Annotated in this window: 16 protein-coding genes and 1 tRNA gene; 8 read left to right on the forward strand and 9 right to left on the reverse strand. The window is 69.5% G+C overall.

What is annotated here, in order from left to right; translation table 11 throughout:
* The first annotated feature begins 80 nt into the window (after positions 1-80).
* A complete protein-coding gene (locus tag ASG29_RS01030) occupies positions 81-1,196 on the forward strand; it encodes a TrmH family RNA methyltransferase (RefSeq protein ID WP_082515540.1) in 1,116 nt (371 codons plus the stop codon).
* Positions 1,197-1,198: 2 nt separating this feature from the next.
* Here the strand turns inward: ASG29_RS01030 and ppc are convergent, their stop codons facing one another.
* From ppc to ASG29_RS01045, 3 genes are all read right to left on the reverse strand, one after another.
* Positions 1,199-3,883: a phosphoenolpyruvate carboxylase gene (gene ppc, locus ASG29_RS01035; protein WP_055978917.1), complete on the reverse strand. Its 2,685-nt coding sequence runs from the start codon at positions 3,881-3,883 to the stop codon at positions 1,199-1,201.
* Between the two features lie 256 nt (positions 3,884-4,139).
* Complete coding sequence (locus ASG29_RS01040) at positions 4,140-4,577, reverse strand: hypothetical protein (RefSeq protein WP_055978921.1); 438 nt, start codon at positions 4,575-4,577, stop codon at positions 4,140-4,142.
* 14 nt (positions 4,578-4,591) lie between these two features.
* A complete protein-coding gene (locus ASG29_RS01045) occupies positions 4,592-5,158 on the reverse strand; it encodes an HNH endonuclease (RefSeq protein WP_055980647.1) in 567 nt (188 codons plus the stop codon).
* A 279-nt stretch (positions 5,159-5,437) separates the two neighbouring features.
* On the opposite strand from ASG29_RS01045, the gene ASG29_RS01050 reads away from it, so the two are divergent.
* Positions 5,438-7,234, forward strand: coding sequence for an aminopeptidase P family protein (locus ASG29_RS01050; protein ID WP_055978924.1), 1,797 nt, complete (start codon positions 5,438-5,440; stop codon positions 7,232-7,234).
* On the opposite strand, the gene ASG29_RS17125 is transcribed toward ASG29_RS01050, so the two are convergent.
* Positions 7,231-7,374, reverse strand: coding sequence for a hypothetical protein (locus tag ASG29_RS17125; protein ID WP_200932333.1), 144 nt, complete (start codon positions 7,372-7,374; stop codon positions 7,231-7,233). The genes ASG29_RS01050 and ASG29_RS17125 overlap by 4 nt on opposite strands.
* Positions 7,375-7,454: 80 nt before the next feature.
* On the opposite strand from ASG29_RS17125, the gene ASG29_RS01055 reads away from it, so the two are divergent.
* Positions 7,455-7,529: transfer RNA gene (locus ASG29_RS01055), tRNA-Thr, on the forward strand.
* A gap of 53 nt (positions 7,530-7,582) precedes the next feature.
* On the opposite strand, the gene ASG29_RS01060 is transcribed toward ASG29_RS01055, so the two are convergent.
* The gene (locus tag ASG29_RS01060; RefSeq protein ID WP_055978927.1) at positions 7,583-9,607 is read right to left on the reverse strand and encodes an alpha/beta hydrolase family protein; all 2,025 of its coding nucleotides are present in this window, start codon (positions 9,605-9,607) and stop codon (positions 7,583-7,585) included.
* A 120-nt stretch (positions 9,608-9,727) separates the two neighbouring features.
* On the opposite strand from ASG29_RS01060, the gene ASG29_RS01065 reads away from it, so the two are divergent.
* A complete protein-coding gene (locus ASG29_RS01065; RefSeq protein WP_055978928.1) occupies positions 9,728-9,955 on the forward strand; it encodes a hypothetical protein in 228 nt (75 codons plus the stop codon).
* A gap of 21 nt (positions 9,956-9,976) precedes the next feature.
* Here the strand turns inward: ASG29_RS01065 and ubiG are convergent, their stop codons facing one another.
* Positions 9,977-10,735 carry a bifunctional 2-polyprenyl-6-hydroxyphenol methylase/3-demethylubiquinol 3-O-methyltransferase UbiG gene (gene ubiG, locus ASG29_RS01070; protein ID WP_055978930.1) on the reverse strand — a complete coding sequence of 253 codons (759 nt, stop codon included), beginning with the start codon at positions 10,733-10,735 and terminating at the stop codon, positions 9,977-9,979.
* A gap of 54 nt (positions 10,736-10,789) precedes the next feature.
* Here ubiG and ASG29_RS01075 point away from each other — a divergent pair, with 54 nt between their 5' ends.
* The 3 genes from ASG29_RS01075 to ASG29_RS01085 are packed head-to-tail and all read left to right on the forward strand — an operon-like array spanning position 10,790 to position 12,972.
* On the forward strand, positions 10,790-12,073 hold the full coding sequence (locus ASG29_RS01075) for an aspartate kinase (RefSeq protein WP_055978933.1): 1,284 nt from the start codon (positions 10,790-10,792) through the stop codon (positions 12,071-12,073).
* Between the two features lie 20 nt (positions 12,074-12,093).
* Complete coding sequence (locus ASG29_RS01080; protein ID WP_156457825.1) at positions 12,094-12,372, forward strand: hypothetical protein; 279 nt, start codon at positions 12,094-12,096, stop codon at positions 12,370-12,372.
* Between the two features lie 9 nt (positions 12,373-12,381).
* A complete protein-coding gene (locus ASG29_RS01085; RefSeq protein WP_082515541.1) occupies positions 12,382-12,972 on the forward strand; it encodes a Fic family protein in 591 nt (196 codons plus the stop codon).
* Between the two features lie 40 nt (positions 12,973-13,012).
* Here the strand turns inward: ASG29_RS01085 and ASG29_RS01090 are convergent, their stop codons facing one another.
* Positions 13,013-13,429 carry a secondary thiamine-phosphate synthase enzyme YjbQ gene (locus ASG29_RS01090; protein WP_055978941.1) on the reverse strand — a complete coding sequence of 139 codons (417 nt, stop codon included), beginning with the start codon at positions 13,427-13,429 and terminating at the stop codon, positions 13,013-13,015.
* A gap of 68 nt (positions 13,430-13,497) precedes the next feature.
* Here ASG29_RS01090 and ASG29_RS01095 point away from each other — a divergent pair, with 68 nt between their 5' ends.
* Positions 13,498-14,484 carry an NAD(P)H-dependent flavin oxidoreductase gene (locus ASG29_RS01095; protein ID WP_055980650.1) on the forward strand — a complete coding sequence of 329 codons (987 nt, stop codon included), beginning with the start codon at positions 13,498-13,500 and terminating at the stop codon, positions 14,482-14,484.
* Positions 14,485-14,542: 58 nt separating this feature from the next.
* Here the strand turns inward: ASG29_RS01095 and ASG29_RS01100 are convergent, their stop codons facing one another.
* The gene (locus ASG29_RS01100; RefSeq protein WP_055978944.1) at positions 14,543-15,478 is read right to left on the reverse strand and encodes a phytoene/squalene synthase family protein; all 936 of its coding nucleotides are present in this window, start codon (positions 15,476-15,478) and stop codon (positions 14,543-14,545) included.
* 247 nt (positions 15,479-15,725) lie between these two features.
* Complete coding sequence (locus tag ASG29_RS01105; RefSeq protein ID WP_055978947.1) at positions 15,726-16,307, reverse strand: TIGR00730 family Rossman fold protein; 582 nt, start codon at positions 16,305-16,307, stop codon at positions 15,726-15,728.
* Positions 16,308-16,322 lie beyond the last annotated feature (15 nt).

Below are 16,322 nucleotides of genomic sequence, written 5' to 3' on the forward strand. Positions count from 1 at the left end.
CCTCCGTTCGTCCTGAGCGAAGTCGAAGGGCATGCGCAGCGCACAGGCTTCGACTTCGCTCAGCCCGAACTAGGTTCGTCGTGAGTTTCTTCGCCTATATCCTGCGCTGCGCTGATGGCAGCTATTACACGGGCCACACCGACGATCTCGACGCGCGCATCGCCGCGCACGCGAGCGGGCTGCTTCCGGACTATACGCAGACACGATTGCCCATCGAGCATGTCTGGTCGCAGGAATTCCCCTCGCGGGACGAAGCCCTGGCAGCGGAGCGGCAGATCAAGGGCTGGGGGCGGCGGAAGAAGGAAGCGCTGATCGCGGGGGATTGGGAACGGATCCGCGAACTGGCAAGGCGGGCGACCCTTCGAGACGCCGCTTCGACAGGCTCAGCGGCTCCTCAGGACGAACGGAACACCACCGTTCGTGCTGAGGAGGGGCTGAGCGCAGCCGAAGCCCCGTCTCGAAGCACAAGCACGACGCCAGCCCCACCCCCCGTCATCGTCCTCGTCCGCCCCCAACTGGGCGAGAACATCGGCAAGGCCGCGCGCGCCATGCTGAACTTCGGCCTGACCGAGATGCGCCTCGTCGCCCCGCGCGACGGCTGGCCCAATCCCGCCGCTGGCCCCGCCGCCTCGGGCGCCGATATCGTGCTCCAGAACGCGCAGGTGTTCGAAAGCGTCGCCGACGCGGTCGCCGACTGCGCGCATGTCTACGCCACCACGGTGCGCAAGCGCGGGGTGACCAAGCCCGTCGTCACGCCCGAGGCCGCGGCGACGGCGATCCGCGGCGCCACGGCGCGGTCCGCGATCCTCTTCGGCCCCGAACGGTCGGGGCTGGAAACCGACGACGTCGCGCTCGCGCGCACGATCGTGACGGTGCCGATCAACCCGGAGTTCGGCAGCCTGAACCTGGCGCAGGCGGTGATCCTCGTCGCCTATGAATGGTCGAAGGGGGAGGCGCTGGCCTCCCCGCCCGAGGTCGCGATGGACCCGCCCGCGCGGCAGGAGGATCTGGAGGGGATGATCGGGCAGCTCGACGCCCTGCTGGTCGACGCCAATTTCTTCCACCCGCCCGACCGCATCCCCACGATCCGGCGGACGCTGCGCACGCTGCTGACGAAGCCCGCCTGGTCGGAGCAGGAGGTCCGCACGATGCGCGGCGTGTTGTCCGCGCTGGGCGGCGCGAAACGGCCGCGGTGATATCAGCCTGAATTGCGCAGCGCGGTCGCGATCGCGTTGATCGACAGCAGGATCCCCTCGCCCACCCGCGCATCGTCCTCGCCCGCGCGATGGCGCTTCATCAGTTCGATCTGCAACAGGTTCAGCGGCTCGATATAGGGCAGCCGCAACCGGATCGACGCGTCGAGCGCGGGGTGCTTCTCCAGCAGGTGCGCCTGTCCCGTCGCGTCCAGCAGCGCGTCGTGCGTCTGGCGCCAGCCGTCGCGGATGCGACCGAAGAAACGCGTGCGCAGCCCGTCGTCCCGGACCAGCCCGGCATAGCGCGCGGCGATCCCCATGTCGGATTTCGCCAGCACCATCTCCATATTGGCGAGCGTAGCGGCGAACAACGGCCACCCCTGCGCCATCTCGCGCAACAGGCCCTTGTCCCCGAACGCCGCCATCGCCTGACCCACGCCGTACCAGCCCGGCAGCATCACGCGCGCCTGCGCCCAGCTGAACACCCAGGGGATGGCGCGCAGATCCTCGATCGCGTCGGATTTCTTGCGGCTGGCGGGGCGGCTGCCGATCTTCAGTCCGCTGATCTCCGCGATCGGCGTCATCTCGCGGAAGAAGGTGCGGAAGCCGCCGTCGCCCCCATCCGCCGGGCCGTAGACGAGGTCGCGATACGCGGCGAAGGCATCCGCGGACAGACGGTCCATCGCGCCCTCGAACGCCGCGCTCTCGCCGTTGGAGCGTTGCTCCGGTTCCAGCGAGGCGAGCAGGGTCGCCGACGCCATCGCCTCCAGGTTCGTGGTCGCGCTTTCCCGCGTGCCGTATTTGCCCGCGATCACCTCGCCCTGTTCGGTGATGCGGATGCGGCCCTGCACGGTGCCCCGCGGCTGCGCACGGATCGCGGCGAAGGCGGACCCGCCCCCGCGCCCCACCGCGCCGCCGCGCCCGTGGAACAATTGCATCCCCACGCCCGCGGCGTCGAACACCGGCTTCAGCGCGGTCGACGCCTTCGACAATTGCCATGTCGAGGTCAGGTAGCCGCCGTCCTTGTTCGAATCGGAATAGCCGATCATCACTTCCTGATGCCCGCGCGCCCGCGCGATCGCGCGGATCTCGGGGATCGCGAACCATTCGGTCATGATCCCCGGCGCGGCCTCCAGATCGCCGATCGTCTCGAACAGCGGGACCGCCATCACCGCCGCCGTCGGCGTGTCGCCCGGCCGGTACAGCCCGACTTCCTTCAGCAGCAACTGCACCTCCAGCAGGTCGCTGACCGACTGGCACATGCTGACGATATACTGCCGGATGCATCCGGGGCCGTAGGTGGCATGCGCATCCGCCGCCGCTGCCACGATGGCCAGTTCGCCGCGGGTCTCGTCCGAATAATCGGCGAAGCGGCTGGTAAGCGGGCGCGGCGTCGCCAGTTCCTGCCGCAACAGCATCACGCGCTGCCCCTCGTCCAATGCGGCGTAATCGTCCGCGACGCCCGCCACCTTCAGCATCTCCGCCACGATGCGTTCGTGCACCGCGCTGTTCTGCCGCAGGTCGAGCGTGGCGAGGTGGAAGCCGAACACCTCGACCGCGCGGATCAACCGCCCGATCGCCCCGCCGGAACCCAGCAGGCCATGCCCCTCCTGCGACAACGGCCGCGCCAGCGTGACGAGGTCCGCGCGCAACGCGGCGGGATCGGGATAGGGCTCCCCCGTCAGCGCGCCGGGACGCGGCGCGGCATGACCCGTCAGCGTCGCATAGGTCGCCGCCGTCCGCGCGTAGATGCCCGACAGCGCACGACGATACGGCTCGTCGCTGCGGCTTTCCGCGGTATCGCCGCTCGCCGCCGCCAGCGCGGTCACCGCATCGTCGACATGCGCATGATCGGCGGAGATCGATAGTTCCGCCCCCATCGCGTGCAACTGGTCGAGGTAGAATCCCAGCGCCGCCTGCGCCGCCTTCGCCAGGGCGGTGCGCAGGCTATCGGCGGTGACGAAGGGATTGCCGTCGCGGTCGCCGCCGATCCAGCTGCCCGGGCGCAGGAACGGCGGCGTGCGCTGCCCCAGCGCCCGGTCCCAGCGTTGATAGAGCGCGGGGATGACCGGCAGGAACACGTCGCGCAGATAGCTGAGCGCGGTCTCCACCTCGTCCACCACGTACAATCGCTCGCGCCGCAGCACGCGCGTCTGCCACAGCAGCGCGACCTGCCGCACGATCGCCTCGTCCACCAGGTCGCCGTCGGGCGTCGTCGTCGCGCCCGTATCGCGCAGCGCCATCAATTGCGCGATCCGGTTGCGATGGTCGATCATCGACTTGCGCCGCACCTCGGTCGGGTGCGCGGTCAGCACCGGCGCGATCAGGGCGTGGTCGAGCAGCGCCAGCACCGCATCGCGCGAAACCCCCTCCCCCTCCAGCCGCGCCAGCGCGGCGGCCAGGTCCGCGCCCTCCTCCGCCGCGATGCCCTGCCGGTCCTCGGCCAGGTTGGCGAGCATCGAGAACAGCATGAAGCCGCGAACGAAATCCAGCGTCTCGTCCAGATCCATCTGCCCCAGCTCGGCGTCCGGCGAGGCATCGTTGCCGCGATGCCGCTCGACCGAGGCGGACCGGATCGCCTCGGTCCGCTCGTACAACCGTTCCCCGCCATAAGCGCGGATCACGTCCCCGAGCACGCGGCCGAGGTAGCGGACATCGGGATTGTTGGCGACCGAGGGGAGATTGCTCATGCCGTCATGCTGCGCTGCGGCAGGGGCGAGGTCAACCGAGGGACGGTAAGTTGGACGAGGGTGAGGGCAATGCAGCGGTTTACTGCGCGGGTGGGAGGTGGTGGCGGGGACATGACATGGCACGCTGCCGTGATGTAGGTCAGCGTTTCGAACCGTTGAGCAATTGTTCTCCCGCGACGGCGGGAGCCAAGACTGTGTCCCCGCCTTCGCGGGGACACAAGGAGGTGCAGGTAAGCCTTCGACCGATTGGCTACGCCTACTTCCTTACCCCCGTCCCGTTCGTCGCGGGCTCCTCCGCGGGCGTCGGCAGGTCGATCTCCTGCTGCGCGCGGGCCTTCTCCCGCTCCTGGCTCGTGACGGTGCCGTCCCTGTTCTCGTCCTGCTTGTCGAACCGCGCGATCATCCACGCGCTCCATTCCTCGTTCGAGATGCCGCCGTCGCCGTTCGTGTCGATCTTCGCGAAGCGCGGGGCCAGCCGCGGGCTGATCTCGCTGCGGTCGATCCGGTCGTCCTCGTTGCGGTCCAGCCGGCGGAAGCGGCGCTCGACCACCCCGCCGAAGTCGAGCCGCGACATCACGAAGGGCGGGGTGAAATTCTGGATCGCGGCGTTCGTCTCCGCCTTCTCCTCGGGCGAGGGACCGCATGCGGCGACCAACAACGCGGCGACGATCGCCGTTCCACCCGTCTTCGCCACGAACGATTCCCCTTCTACGCTTCCAGCTCAACGTCCCAATAGAGCCAATCGTGCCACGTTTCGTGCAGGTAATTGGGCGGGAACCGGCGGCCGTGTTCCTGAAGGTGCCAGCTGGTCGGCCGGATCGGCTCGACGAGCAGCGGCATCCGCGCCTGCCGGGGCGTGCGCCCACCCTTCTTCAGGTTGCACGGCGCACAGGCGGTGACGACGTTCTCCCACGTCGTGCGCCCCCCCTGCGCCCGCGGCACGACGTGATCGAAGGTCAGGTCGCGCGGATGGCCGCAATATTGGCACGCGAACCGGTCGCGCAGGAACAGGTTGAAGCGCGTGAAGGCGGGGAATTGCGACGGGCGGACGAACTGTTTCAGCGCGATGACGGAGGGCAGCTTGATCGTGTGCGTCGGGCTGTGCACCTCGCGCTCGTAATGCGCGACGATGTCCACGCGGTCGAGGAACACCGCCTTCACCGCGGTCTGCCACGGCCAGATCGACAGCGGATAATAGCTCAGCGGCGTGTAGTCGGCATTCAGCACCAGCGTCGGACAGCTTTCCGGATGCCGGATCAGGTCGGGATGGAACACGCGCGCGCCCCCTGTTGCCTTCCCCGCCGCCGTGGCGCGCGGGCGTGACGCCATGATGACAGACGGGGAATCGCGTGGTCAAGTCCTCCCGCGCCTCACCCTTTGCGCCCGCGGCGCAGTTCTGGCAGTAATCCGCCGTTCGCCCTCCCCCCGCTCGTGCCGGGACGGCATCGAGCGACGCCGGAATGCCGTCTCGACCTGCGGGTGCGCGCACCTTTCGAGACGGATTGCGGCCTCGCCCGGCCTCTCGGGACGGACGGCCGACCGATCAGGACCGCCATGTCGACCCATCACGCCCGCCTCGCCGCCTTGCGCGACCAATTGACCCGCAACCGGCTGGACGGCTTCGTCGTGCCTTTGACCGACGAGCATATGAGCGAATATGTCGGCGCCTATGCACAACGGCTGGCGTGGCTGACGGGGTTCCAGGGCTCGGCCGGAACCGCCGCGGTGCTGCCCGAGGCGGCGGCGATCTTCACCGACGGCCGCTACACCTTGCAGGTCCGCGAACAGGTGTCGGCCGACGACTGGCAGTATGTCGCGGTTCCCGACACCAGCGTCGCCGCGTGGCTGGGCACGCATGCGCCGGGCGGCGCGCGGATCGGCTACGACCCGTGGCTGCACACCCGCGCCTGGGTGGAGGAGGCGCGCCGCGCGATGGCCGCCGTCGGGGGCGAACTGGTGGCCGTGGACGCCAATCCGGTCGACGCGATCTGGCCCGACCGTCCCGCCCCGTCCGATGCGATGTTACGCGTCCAGGCCGACGCCGCCGCCGGGCGCACGTCGGCGGCCAAGCGTGGCGACGTGGCGGACTGGCTCGCGGGGATCGGCGCCGACGCCGTCGTGATCCCCGCGCTCGATTCGATCGCCTGGCTCCTGAACGTGCGCGGCAGCGACGTCGCGCGCACGCCCGTGGCGCTGTCCTACGCCGTCGTCCATGCCGACGGTACCGCGGACCTGTTCGTCGCGCCGGGCAAGGTGGACGACGCCGTCGCGCAGCATTTGGGCAATGCCGTGCGCGTCCGCGACCGCGCCGACTTCGCGCGCGCGCTGGGCGGCTTCGCGGGCCGGCGCGTCGCGATCGATCCCGCGATGGCGGTGGCCGCGATCTTCGACGCGGTGGAGGCGGGCGGCGGCACCACGCTGGCGCTGCGCGACCCGACGATCGTGGCGAAGGCGACGAAGAACGCCGCGGAGGTGGACGGTCACCGCGCCGCCTCGCTGCGCGACGGCGCCGCGCTGACCCGCTTCCTGCGCTGGATCGCGGCCGAGGCGCCGAAGGGCGGCCAGACCGAGATGTCCGCCGCGGCGCGACTGGAATCCTTCCGTGGCGAGACGGGCATGCTGCGCGACCTGTCGTTCGACGCCATCTCCGCCACCGGCGCGCACGGCGCGATCCCGCATTATCACGCGACCCCGGACAGCGACCTGGCGATCGAACCGGGCCACCTGTACCTGATCGATTCGGGCGGCCAGTACGAGGACGGGACGACCGACGTCACCCGCGTCGTGCCCATCGGCGCGCCGACGGCGGAGATGCGCGACCGCTTCACCCGCGTGTTGAGGGGCCATATCGCGCTCGCGACCGCCGCCTTCCCGCACGGCACCACCGGGCAGCAGCTGGACGCGCTCGCCCGCCTGCCGCTGTGGCAGGCCGGGCTCGATTTCGCGCACGGCACCGGCCACGGCGTCGGCGCCTATCTGTCGGTCCACGAAGGGCCCGCGCGCATCGCCAAGCCCGGCTATCCCGGCGGCGGCCCGCAGGAGCCGCTGCGCGCGGGCATGATCCTTTCCAACGAACCGGGCTATTACAAGGCGGGCGAATACGGCATCCGGATCGAGAACCTGCTGCTGGTCGTCGAACGCGACCTGCCCGGCGGCGAAGCGACGATGCTGGCGTTCGAGACGCTGACGCTGGCGCCGATCGACCGCGACCTGATCGAGCCGGAATTGCTGAACGACGCGGAACGGGCGTGGGTCGACGCCTATCACGCGCGCGTGGCGGCGGCGCTGCGCCCGCTGCTGCCCGCCGACGACGCCGCGTGGCTCGACGGCCGGTGCGCGCCGCTGGGCTAGGGGGTCCGGTCCGGTGCCGGGACGTCGGGCGCCGGGGCCTCCTCGCCCCGCGCCTGCGCCTTGCGCCGCCGCAGGTTCTCCCGCAGCGCCTTCGCCAGCCGCGCCGCCCGCTGGTCCTTCGCGTCCTCGCCCGTCGCCATCCCCCGGCGCTACCCGCGGCAAGGCGCCTTGACAATCCGCCCCGCCTCGTCTCTTAGCCCCCTTCCGTCCGCGGACGAGTGCTGCCGTAGCTCAGTGGTAGAGCGCATCCTTGGTAAGGCTGAGGTCGTGAGTTCAATCCTCACCGGCAGCACCATTTTTCGACGATAGATCCCGCCGCCCGCGGACGATCCGCAGGCGGCGGACCGGTTACCTCGCCGCCGCCGGTGCGGCCGTCGCGTCCAGGCCCTTCACATGCGTCGCGCCCTTGCGCACCTGCGCGGTCGATCCCTGCAACGCGGTCCCGATCGGCTCGGCGCGCCCGCCCAGGCATCCCGCCAGGAAATTCTCCGCCACCGCGTTGAACGCGATGTTGTTGACCGGCCGGGCGAAGCCGTGGCCTTCGTCGGGGAACACCACGTACGTCACGGGAATGTCCTTCGCCTCCATCGCGGCGACGATCTGGTCGCTTTCCGCCACGTTTACGCGCGGATCGTTCGCGCCCTGCCCGATCAGCAGCGGCTTCCGAATCGCGGTGGCGTAGGTCAGCGGGCTGCGCTCCTTCAGCAACGCCTTGCCCGCGTCGGTGGTGGGATCGCCCATGCGCCGGTACATCTGCTGCTTGCCCGCCTCCCAATAGGGCGGGATCGTCGCCAGCAGCGTGTTGAGGTTCGACGGCCCGACGATGTCGACGCCGCACGCGAACGCGTCGGGCGTCATCGTCAGCCCTGCCAGCGTGGCGTAGCCGCCGTAGCTGCCTCCGCCGATCGCGACCGTGTCCTTGCGCGTCACGCCCTGCTTCACCGCCCAGTCGACCGCATCGAGCAGGTCGTCGTGCATCTTGCGCCCCCATTGCAGGTCGGCGGCGGAGACGAACTTCTTCCCGAACCCGGTCGATCCGCGATAATTGACGCTGAGGACGGCATAGCCGCGGTTGGCGAACCACTGGTGGTAGCTGTTGTAGCCGTACCCGTCGCGCGCCCACGGCCCGCCGTGCACCCACAGGATCATCGGCACCGGCTTGTCCGCCTTCCCGTCGCCGTTCGCGTCCGCGCCCTTGGGCAGCGTCAGGTAGCTCGGCATCGTCAAACCGTCGCGCGTCGCGATCTCGACCGGGTGCATCGCGACCAGCGGCGCGCCGACCAGCTCGGGGCGGGTGACGTACAGCTCGGTCAGCTTCTTCGCCGTGCGATCGTACAGGTATGTCGCCGACGGGCTGGTCACGCCGTCATAGGTCACCAGCCACTTGTCGTCCGCATCGGTGCGCGACCCGACGTAGAACTGGCCCTTGCCCTGCGCCTTCAGGAAATCGAGGTCCGCCGCGACCGCAGTGCCCACCGGCTTGTATTCGTTGCGCAGGTAATAGACGCCATAGGCTTCGACCTGCCCGGTCGCGGGGTTGAACAGGCCGCCGGTGATGTCCGCCTTCGCATCCTGCCCGACGACCGTCGTCTTGCCGCTCGCGACGTCCTGCGCCACCAGCGCGGCGGTGTCGCGCCCGCGCGCATCGGCCCAGTACAGCGTCCTGCCGTCGTTGGTGAAGCCCAGCGGCGTGGTATTGCCCGCATCCTCGTACGTCACGGTCGCGAACGGCGTGGCCTCGACCGTGGTGCCGTTCACGCGGAAATAATCGGTGCCCCCGTCGGCGCGCGTCTTTTCCGCGATGCGCACCTTCAACTGGTCGTCCGCGACGAACCCGGCATAACCGTCGTTCTGGAACACCTTCGTCAACTGCCCCGTGGTCAGGTTCAGGTCGTACACGTCGTGCCAGCGCGGGTCGCGATTGTTCACGCCCACCAGCATCCGGTCCTTGATCGTGTGGCTGGTCCCGATCGGCATCGCGCGCGTCTTCTCGAACGGGGTCAGCGACTTTTGCTGCGCGGTTGCGATATCGACGCCGTACAGCAGGAAATTCTCGTCCCCGCCCTTGTCCTGCACGAACAGGACCTGCCGCGAATCCGGCGCCCAGAAGGTCTGCCGGATCGGGCGCTGCTTCTCCGCGGTCAGCGGCTTCGCGGCGGCGGGGTCGCCGACCGGCGCCACCCACACGTTCATGACGCCGTCGCGCGGCGCGATGAAGCTGACCCACTTGCCGTCGGGCGACAGCTGCCCGCCGGTGCGCGTGGGATTGCCGAACAGCTTCGTGCGCTCGATCAGCGGCACGTCCTGCGCCGCGGCGACCCCGGTCGCGGCGGTCAGCGCCAGTGCGGCGGCGGTGGTCAGGATGCTCGTCATATCGGAATGGCCCCTCTTCGCGTGTTAGTTACCTATAGCACCGGCGGGACACCGTCCCAATCGGAAAAGACGGAACATTGCCAGGCACCTGTCGGTTTTGTTCGATGAAGGGAGACGGTGATGGAACCGGTCTTTTTCGTGCTGGCGATCATGGGCTGCGGCGACGGATCCGGACAATGCGCGGAGGCGCGGGTCGAACCCGCCCGCTACGCCACGATCCGGCAATGCCAGGCCGCGATGCCCGCCGCGCTCGGCCGCAGCACCGATTTGTCCTATCCCGTCATCAGCGCCGCGTGCCGCGGCAGCAGCGTCCGCATGGCGGCGCGCGACGATCGCCGCGCGGGATAGGCCGTAGCGGGACCACAAGGATTACGCCCGCACCGCCGTCACGAAATAATCCAGCGCGGTCGACGCGCCCAGCGCGAACCCCGTCGTCCCCAACGTCAGCCCCGTGACGTCGACGACCCGCATCCCGGCATCGACCAGCATCGCGGACAGTTCGTCCGGCGTCAGGAACCGGTCCCAGTCATGCGTCCCCGCGGGGATCGCGCCGACCCGCTCCGCCCCCTCGACCAGTGCGACGCGCGACAGCCAGGTCCGGTTGGGCGTCGACATCACCAGCAGCCCGCCCGGCGCGACCGCGGTCGCCAGCGCGCGGACGAACGCCCCCGGGTCCGCGACATGTTCCACCACCTCCATTGAACAGACGAGGTCGAACGCCTCTCCCGCGATCGCCTCCACGCCGCCGGCGCGATAGTCGATCGACAGCCCGCGCCGCGCGGCATGCGCCCGCGCCACCGCGACGCTCTCCGCCGCCGCGTCCACCGCGGTCACCGTCGCGCCCAGCCGCGCCAGCGGCTCCGCCAGCAATCCCGCGCCGCACCCCATGTCCAGCGCGCCTTTCCCGGCCAGCGGGGCGAAGCCCGCGTCGTCCAGGTCCCACTGTCGGTCCACCGCCGCGCGGATATAGGCCAGCCTTACGGGGTTCAGCCGATGGAGCATCGCCGACGATCCCGTCGGGTCCCACCATGCCGCCGCCAGCTTCCCGAAATGCGCGGCCTCGTGCGGCAGGACGGAAGCGGCGGGCGTGGGGGAGACGGTATCGGTCGTTACGGTTGCGTGCGTCATGGGGCGACCCTATCAGGACGCCCGTTTCCCCCCAAGCCGTGAAAGGCCGATCCCGTGGCGCGCATCGTGATGAAGTTCGGCGGCACGTCGATGGCGGGCATCGAACGCATCCGCAGCGTCGCCGCCCGCGTGAAGCGCGAGGTGGAGGCGGGAAACCAGGTCGCGGTCGTCGTGTCCGCGATGGCGGGGGAAACCGACCGGCTCGTCGGCTTCTGTCGCGAGGCGTCGCCATTGTACGACCCGAAGGAATATGACGTCGTCGTCGCCGCGGGGGAGCAGATCACCAGCGGGCTGCTGGCGATCGCGTTGCAGGCCGCGGGCGTGCCCGCGCGGTCGTGGCTGGGCTGGCAATTGCCGATCCACAGCGACGACGCCCATGCCAAGGCGCGGATCGGCACGGTCGAGACCGCCGCGCTCGACGCCAGCCTGGCCGAGGGGGTCGTCGCGGTCATTCCGGGTTTCCAGGGGGTCAGCGACGCCAAGGATGGACAGGGGGGCCGCGTCACTACCCTTGGCCGCGGCGGATCGGATACGTCGGCGGTCGCGGTCGCCGCGGCGATGAAGGCGGACCGCTGCGACATCTACACCGACGTCGACGGCGTCTACACCACCGACCCGCGCATCGTGCCGCGCGCGCGCAAGCTGGCGAAGGTGACGTACGAGGAGATGCTGGAACTGGCGTCGGTCGGGGCGAAGGTGTTGCAGACCCGCTCCGTCGGGCTGGCGATGAAGATGGGCGTGCGCGTGCAGGTCCTGTCGTCCTTCACCGGCCCCGACGCGCCGATGGCGGATACCCTGCCCGGCACGATGATCGTGGGCGAGGACGAGATTCAGGAGAGGAACGACGTGGAACGCCAGCACATCACCGGCATCGCGCACGACAAGAACGAGGCGAAGATCACGCTGACCGCGGTCCCCGACCGCCCCGGCTCCGTCGCCGCGATCTTCGAGCCGCTGGCGGCGGCGAACATCAACGTCGACATGATTATCCAGAACATCGCGCACGGATCGGCCTCCACCGACGTGACCTTCACCGTCCCCGCCGCCGACCTCGCCCGCTCGATCGAGGCGCTGAACCAGGGCCGCGCCGCGATCGGCTTCGGCGACCTCATCCACGACGTGCGCGTGGCGAAGATCAGCGTCGTCGGCGTCGGCATGCGCAGCCACGCGGGCGTGGCCTCGACCATGTTCACGACCCTGGGCGCCCGCGGGATCAACATCCAGGCGATCTCGACCAGCGAGATCAAGGTATCAGTGCTGATCCACGAGGACGAAACCGAACTGGCCGTCCGCGTGCTGCACACGGCCTACGGGCTGGATGCGGAGGAGGTGGCGTAGCGCGACTGTTATCCGCTTCGATGTACCGCAATTGGTTTGCACGGCTTCGGGCGATGTGTGACTCACTATCATTGCGCGACGACGGGGTGACGATGATGACGGCAAGAAAGCAATTCCTGGGTGTCGGGGACGTGGATACGTCGATCCTCGACCTGTTCGACGCTCGGAAGCAGCGCCCAGCGACTGAGGCCGAATTGCGCGAGCAGCGGGTAAGCTATGCGTTTGGCAACGCGATGCGCGACGCCATCACGAAGGACAGCGTTCTGGCGGCATCGCGGAGCGTCCGCATCCGCGATTAGGGATCGATCATGGTTCGAGAGGAGGACGATAAGCCGCTGTTCGACAGGGTCCAGGAACAGAACCTGTTGCGGCAGTACGACCTCCTGTCGAATTGCGTCGAGATCGGGCTGAGCAAGGGCGTCGAGGCCTTCGACAACTATACCCTGTGGGCGCTGAACGCCGCAGCGGTTTCGAACATCGCCCAATTCGGGGGCCGTTACCGCGAAGAGCCGATCTACGTCGGCGACCATATACCCCCGCATTTCGATCGGGTCGCCGACCTTATGGACCGGTGCATCTCGGTCGTGCACGAGAACTGGTCGACGGTCGGCGATCCGGTGACGCTTCCTGCATTCGTCCTGTGGCGGATGAACTGGATCCATCCCTTCGTGGAAGGGAACGGCCGGACGGCACGCGCAGCATGCTATTACCTCCTTTGCCTGCGATATGGAGATTTACTGCCGGGCGTAAAAACGGTGCCGGAACGCATACGCGAGAACCGACCGGCCTATTACGCGGCCCTCAAGGCAGCCGATCAGGCTTGGGCCGCGGGACATTTCGATGTCAGCGAATTGCGCGATTACCTAACCGAGCTTGTCAGGCAGCAACTGGCGGAATGATGATCGGCTGGCTGTCGTAGACCGCTGCTATCCCTCTGCGTCACTCCCCCATCACATGCATCACCACCCGCCGCCGATGGGGCGCGGTGCGGTGTTCGAACAGGTACACCCCCTGCCACGTCCCCAGCGCCATCGCGCCCGCGACGATGGGGATCGACAGCGACACGTCGGTCATCGCGGTGCGCAGGTGCGCGGGCATGTCGTCCGGCCCCTCGTCGTCATGCTCGTAGTCGCGGCTTTCCGGCGCCACGCGCGCGATCCAGCGTTCCAGGTCGCGGCGCACCGCGGGCGCGGCATTCTCGTTCACGGTCAGCGACGCGCTGGTGTGGCGGCAGAACAACGTCAGCACCCCGGTCGCGATCCCCTGCGCATCCAGCCAGTCCGCCACGTCGCGCGTGATCTCGTGCAGCCCCTGCCGTCGCGTCGCGACGACAAGCTCCCCGGTTGCCTGTCTCATCCCGCCTCCCTACGACACGCGCCATGACCGAAACGAACGATGCCGGCACCGCCCGCCTGTCCAAGCTCATGCAACGCGGCGCCGCGTTCCTGGGGTCCGAGGTCGCGATCCTCGGCGGCGCGATGTCGTGGGTGAGCGAGCGTCACCTGGTCGCCGCGATCAGCGACGCGGGCGGGTTCGGCGTGATCGCGTGCGGCGCGATGACGCCGTCGCTGCTGGATGCGGAGATCGGCGCGACGACCGCGCGGACCGACAAGCCGTTCGGCGTCAACCTCATCACCATGCATCCCGACCTGACCGAGCTGATCGACGTGTGCGCGCGCCACGGCGTCGGCCATGTCGTGCTGGCGGGCGGCCTGCCGCCCAAGGGGTCGCTGGAGGCGATCCGTGAGGCGGGTGCGAAGGTCATCTGCTTCGCGCCGACGCTGGCGCTGGCGAAGAAGCTGATCCGCTCGGGCGTCGACGCACTGGTGATCGAGGGGATGGAGGCGGGCGGGCATATCGGCCCCGTCTCCACCAGCGTGCTGGCGCAGGAAATGCTGCCCGAGATCGCCGAGCAGGTGCCCGTGTTCGTCGCGGGCGGGATCGGACGCGGGGAGGCGATCGCGGGCTATCTGGAGATGGGCGCGGCGGGGGTGCAGCTGGGCACGCGCTTCGTGTGCGCCACCGAATCGATCGCGCACGCCAATTTCAAGAAGGCGTTCATCCGCGCCAGCGCGCGCGACGCGGTCGCCAGCGTGCAGATCGACCCGCGCCTGCCCGTCATCCCGGTCCGCGCGCTGAAGAACGCGGCGGGCGAATTGTTCGCGGCCAAGCAGCGCGAGGTCGCGCAGGCGCTGGACGAAAGCCGCGTCGCGATGGGCGAGGCGCAGTTGCAGATCGAACATTACTGGGCCGGCGCGCTGCGCCGCGCGGTGATCGACGGCGATATCGAGCACGGCAGCGTCATGGCGGGCCAGTCGGTCGGCATGGTGACGAAGGAGGAACCCTGCGCCGCCATCGTCGATACGCTGATGGCGGAAGCCGCCGCCGCCCTCGCCCGCCGCGCCGCCTGACGCGACGGCAGGGGTGGTGGCGGGGTAGCGCGCTATCGAAAGCGCCCCACCCTGACCCCTAACGATCCCGCGGCCGCGTCCACAACGCCGGATCGCGCGGCATGTCGGGGATCGCGCCGCGCCGCGCCGCCTGCACGCCCGCCTTCGCGATCCACGCCAGCTTCGCCGCCTTGCCCGTCGACACGCGATGGTCCCACGCCGCCGGCCCGCGCCGCGCCACCTCGCGCGCGATGTCGCCGTAGATCCCCGCCGCCGCCAGCACCGCCCAGGCGGACCGCCGGTCCAGCCGCTTCGCCCCCACGCGCGCGCTGTCCTCGTGCAACGCCGCGCGCGTCGCCAGGCGGCGCGACAGCACGACCAGCCGGTCGCGGAACGGCGGCTTCATGTGCTGCCCCGGCGGCACGTCCATCTCCGCCAGCCATTCCTGCGGCAGGTAGCAGCGCCCGACGCGGTCGTCCTCCTCCACGTCGCGCGCGATATTGGCCAGCTGGAACGCCAGCCCCAGGTCGCACGCGCGGTCCAGTATCGCGTCGTCGTCCGCGGGCACGCCCATCACGACCGCCATCATGCACCCCACCGCGCCCGCGACATGATAGCAATAGCGGTACAGATCGTCCTCGCCGCGCGGCTGCCATTCCTCCGCGTCCAGCCGGAACCCGTCGATCAGGTCGAACGCGAACCGGTGCGGCAGCGCGGTTTCCGCCGCGACGACGCCCAGCGCATCGAACGCCGGATCGCCCGTCGGCTTCCCCGCCAGCGCCATCGCGGTCATCGCCCGCGCCTCGTCCACCCGCGCCATCGGATCGTCGACGCGGCGCATTCCATGGCCGTGGTCCTGCCCGTCGACCATGTCGTCGCACCTGCGGCACCACGCATACAGCAACCACGCCCGCTCACGCGTGGCGGGCGCGAACAGCTGCGACGCGGCGGCGAAGCTTTTGGAGCCTTTCGCGATCGACTCTCTGGCGGCGGTGACGAGTTCCGCGCGCGTCATCGGGGTTCACGCGGAGGCGCGGAGACGCGGAGAAGAAGGGGGTTCGCGCAGAGGCGCAGAGGCGCAGAGATGCCGCGTCTGCGACTCCCCGGCCGCGTCAGCGGCCAGTATCGCTCACGTTGCAACGACGAATGAGGGTCTCGCTCTCGCGAGACGGCCTCCACGAACGGGCCTTCTCTGCGCCTCCGCGCCTCTGCGCGCAAAAAACCTTCTTCTCCGCGTCTCCGCGCCTCCGCGTGAAACGGAATCAAAGGTCGTCCGCCTTCATCCGCACGATCGGCTGCGTCGGCACGTGCGCCGCCATGCGGTCGAGCAGGACGTCCAGCGTCTCCCCGACGATCAGCAGGTCGACATGCTGCGCGCGCAGGAAGCCCACGGCCGCCATCTTGCGCCAGAACGCGACGAGGTCGTCGTAATAACCGAACGCGTTGAGCAACCCCACCGGATCGGCATGATAGCCCAGCTGCGCCCAGCTCAGCGCCTCCCACAATTCGTCCATCGTGCCGGTGCCGCCCGGGATCGTGACGAAACCGTCGGCAAGGTCGGTGAACGCCTTCTTGCGCTCGTGCATCCCCGGCACGACGTGCAATTCGGTCAGCCCGCGATGCGCGACCTCCGCGTCGACCAGGGCCTGCGGGATGACGCCGATCACCTCGCCCCCCGCCGCCAGCGCGCTGTCCGCGATCGCCCCCATCAGGCCCAGCCGCCCCCCGCCGTACACGACCCCGATCCCCCGCCGCGCCAGGCCCGCGCCGACATCGCGCGCCAGGTCGAGATAGGCCGGATCGGCGGGAGTGGCGGAGCCGCAATAGACCGCAAGACGCTTCATGCCCCGCCGCTAGGC

The organism is Sphingomonas sp. Leaf412, from assembly GCF_001425405.1.
Lineage (GTDB): Bacteria > Pseudomonadota > Alphaproteobacteria > Sphingomonadales > Sphingomonadaceae > Sphingomonas.

Bases quoted from the DNA above. Each gene is read 5' to 3' on its own strand.
- ppc (WP_055978917.1), bottom strand. From the start codon at position 3,883: ATGAGCAATCTCCCCTCGGTCGCCAACAATCCCGATGTCCGCTACCTC.
- ASG29_RS01050 (WP_055978924.1), top strand. From the start codon at position 5,438: ATGTCGACCCATCACGCCCGCCTCGCCGCCTTGCGCGACCAATTGACC.
- ASG29_RS17125 (WP_200932333.1), bottom strand. From the start codon at position 7,374: ATGGCGACGGGCGAGGACGCGAAGGACCAGCGGGCGGCGCGGCTGGCG.
- ASG29_RS01060 (WP_055978927.1), bottom strand. From the start codon at position 9,607: ATGACGAGCATCCTGACCACCGCCGCCGCACTGGCGCTGACCGCCGCG.
- ASG29_RS01065 (WP_055978928.1), top strand. From the start codon at position 9,728: ATGGAACCGGTCTTTTTCGTGCTGGCGATCATGGGCTGCGGCGACGGA.
- ubiG (WP_055978930.1), bottom strand. From the start codon at position 10,735: ATGACGCACGCAACCGTAACGACCGATACCGTCTCCCCCACGCCCGCC.
- ASG29_RS01080 (WP_156457825.1), top strand. From the start codon at position 12,094: ATGTACCGCAATTGGTTTGCACGGCTTCGGGCGATGTGTGACTCACTA.
- ASG29_RS01085 (WP_082515541.1), top strand. From the start codon at position 12,382: ATGGTTCGAGAGGAGGACGATAAGCCGCTGTTCGACAGGGTCCAGGAA.
- ASG29_RS01090 (WP_055978941.1), bottom strand. From the start codon at position 13,429: ATGAGACAGGCAACCGGGGAGCTTGTCGTCGCGACGCGACGGCAGGGG.
- ASG29_RS01095 (WP_055980650.1), top strand. From the start codon at position 13,498: ATGCAACGCGGCGCCGCGTTCCTGGGGTCCGAGGTCGCGATCCTCGGC.
- ASG29_RS01100 (WP_055978944.1), bottom strand. From the start codon at position 15,478: ATGACGCGCGCGGAACTCGTCACCGCCGCCAGAGAGTCGATCGCGAAA.
- ASG29_RS01105 (WP_055978947.1), bottom strand. From the start codon at position 16,307: ATGAAGCGTCTTGCGGTCTATTGCGGCTCCGCCACTCCCGCCGATCCG.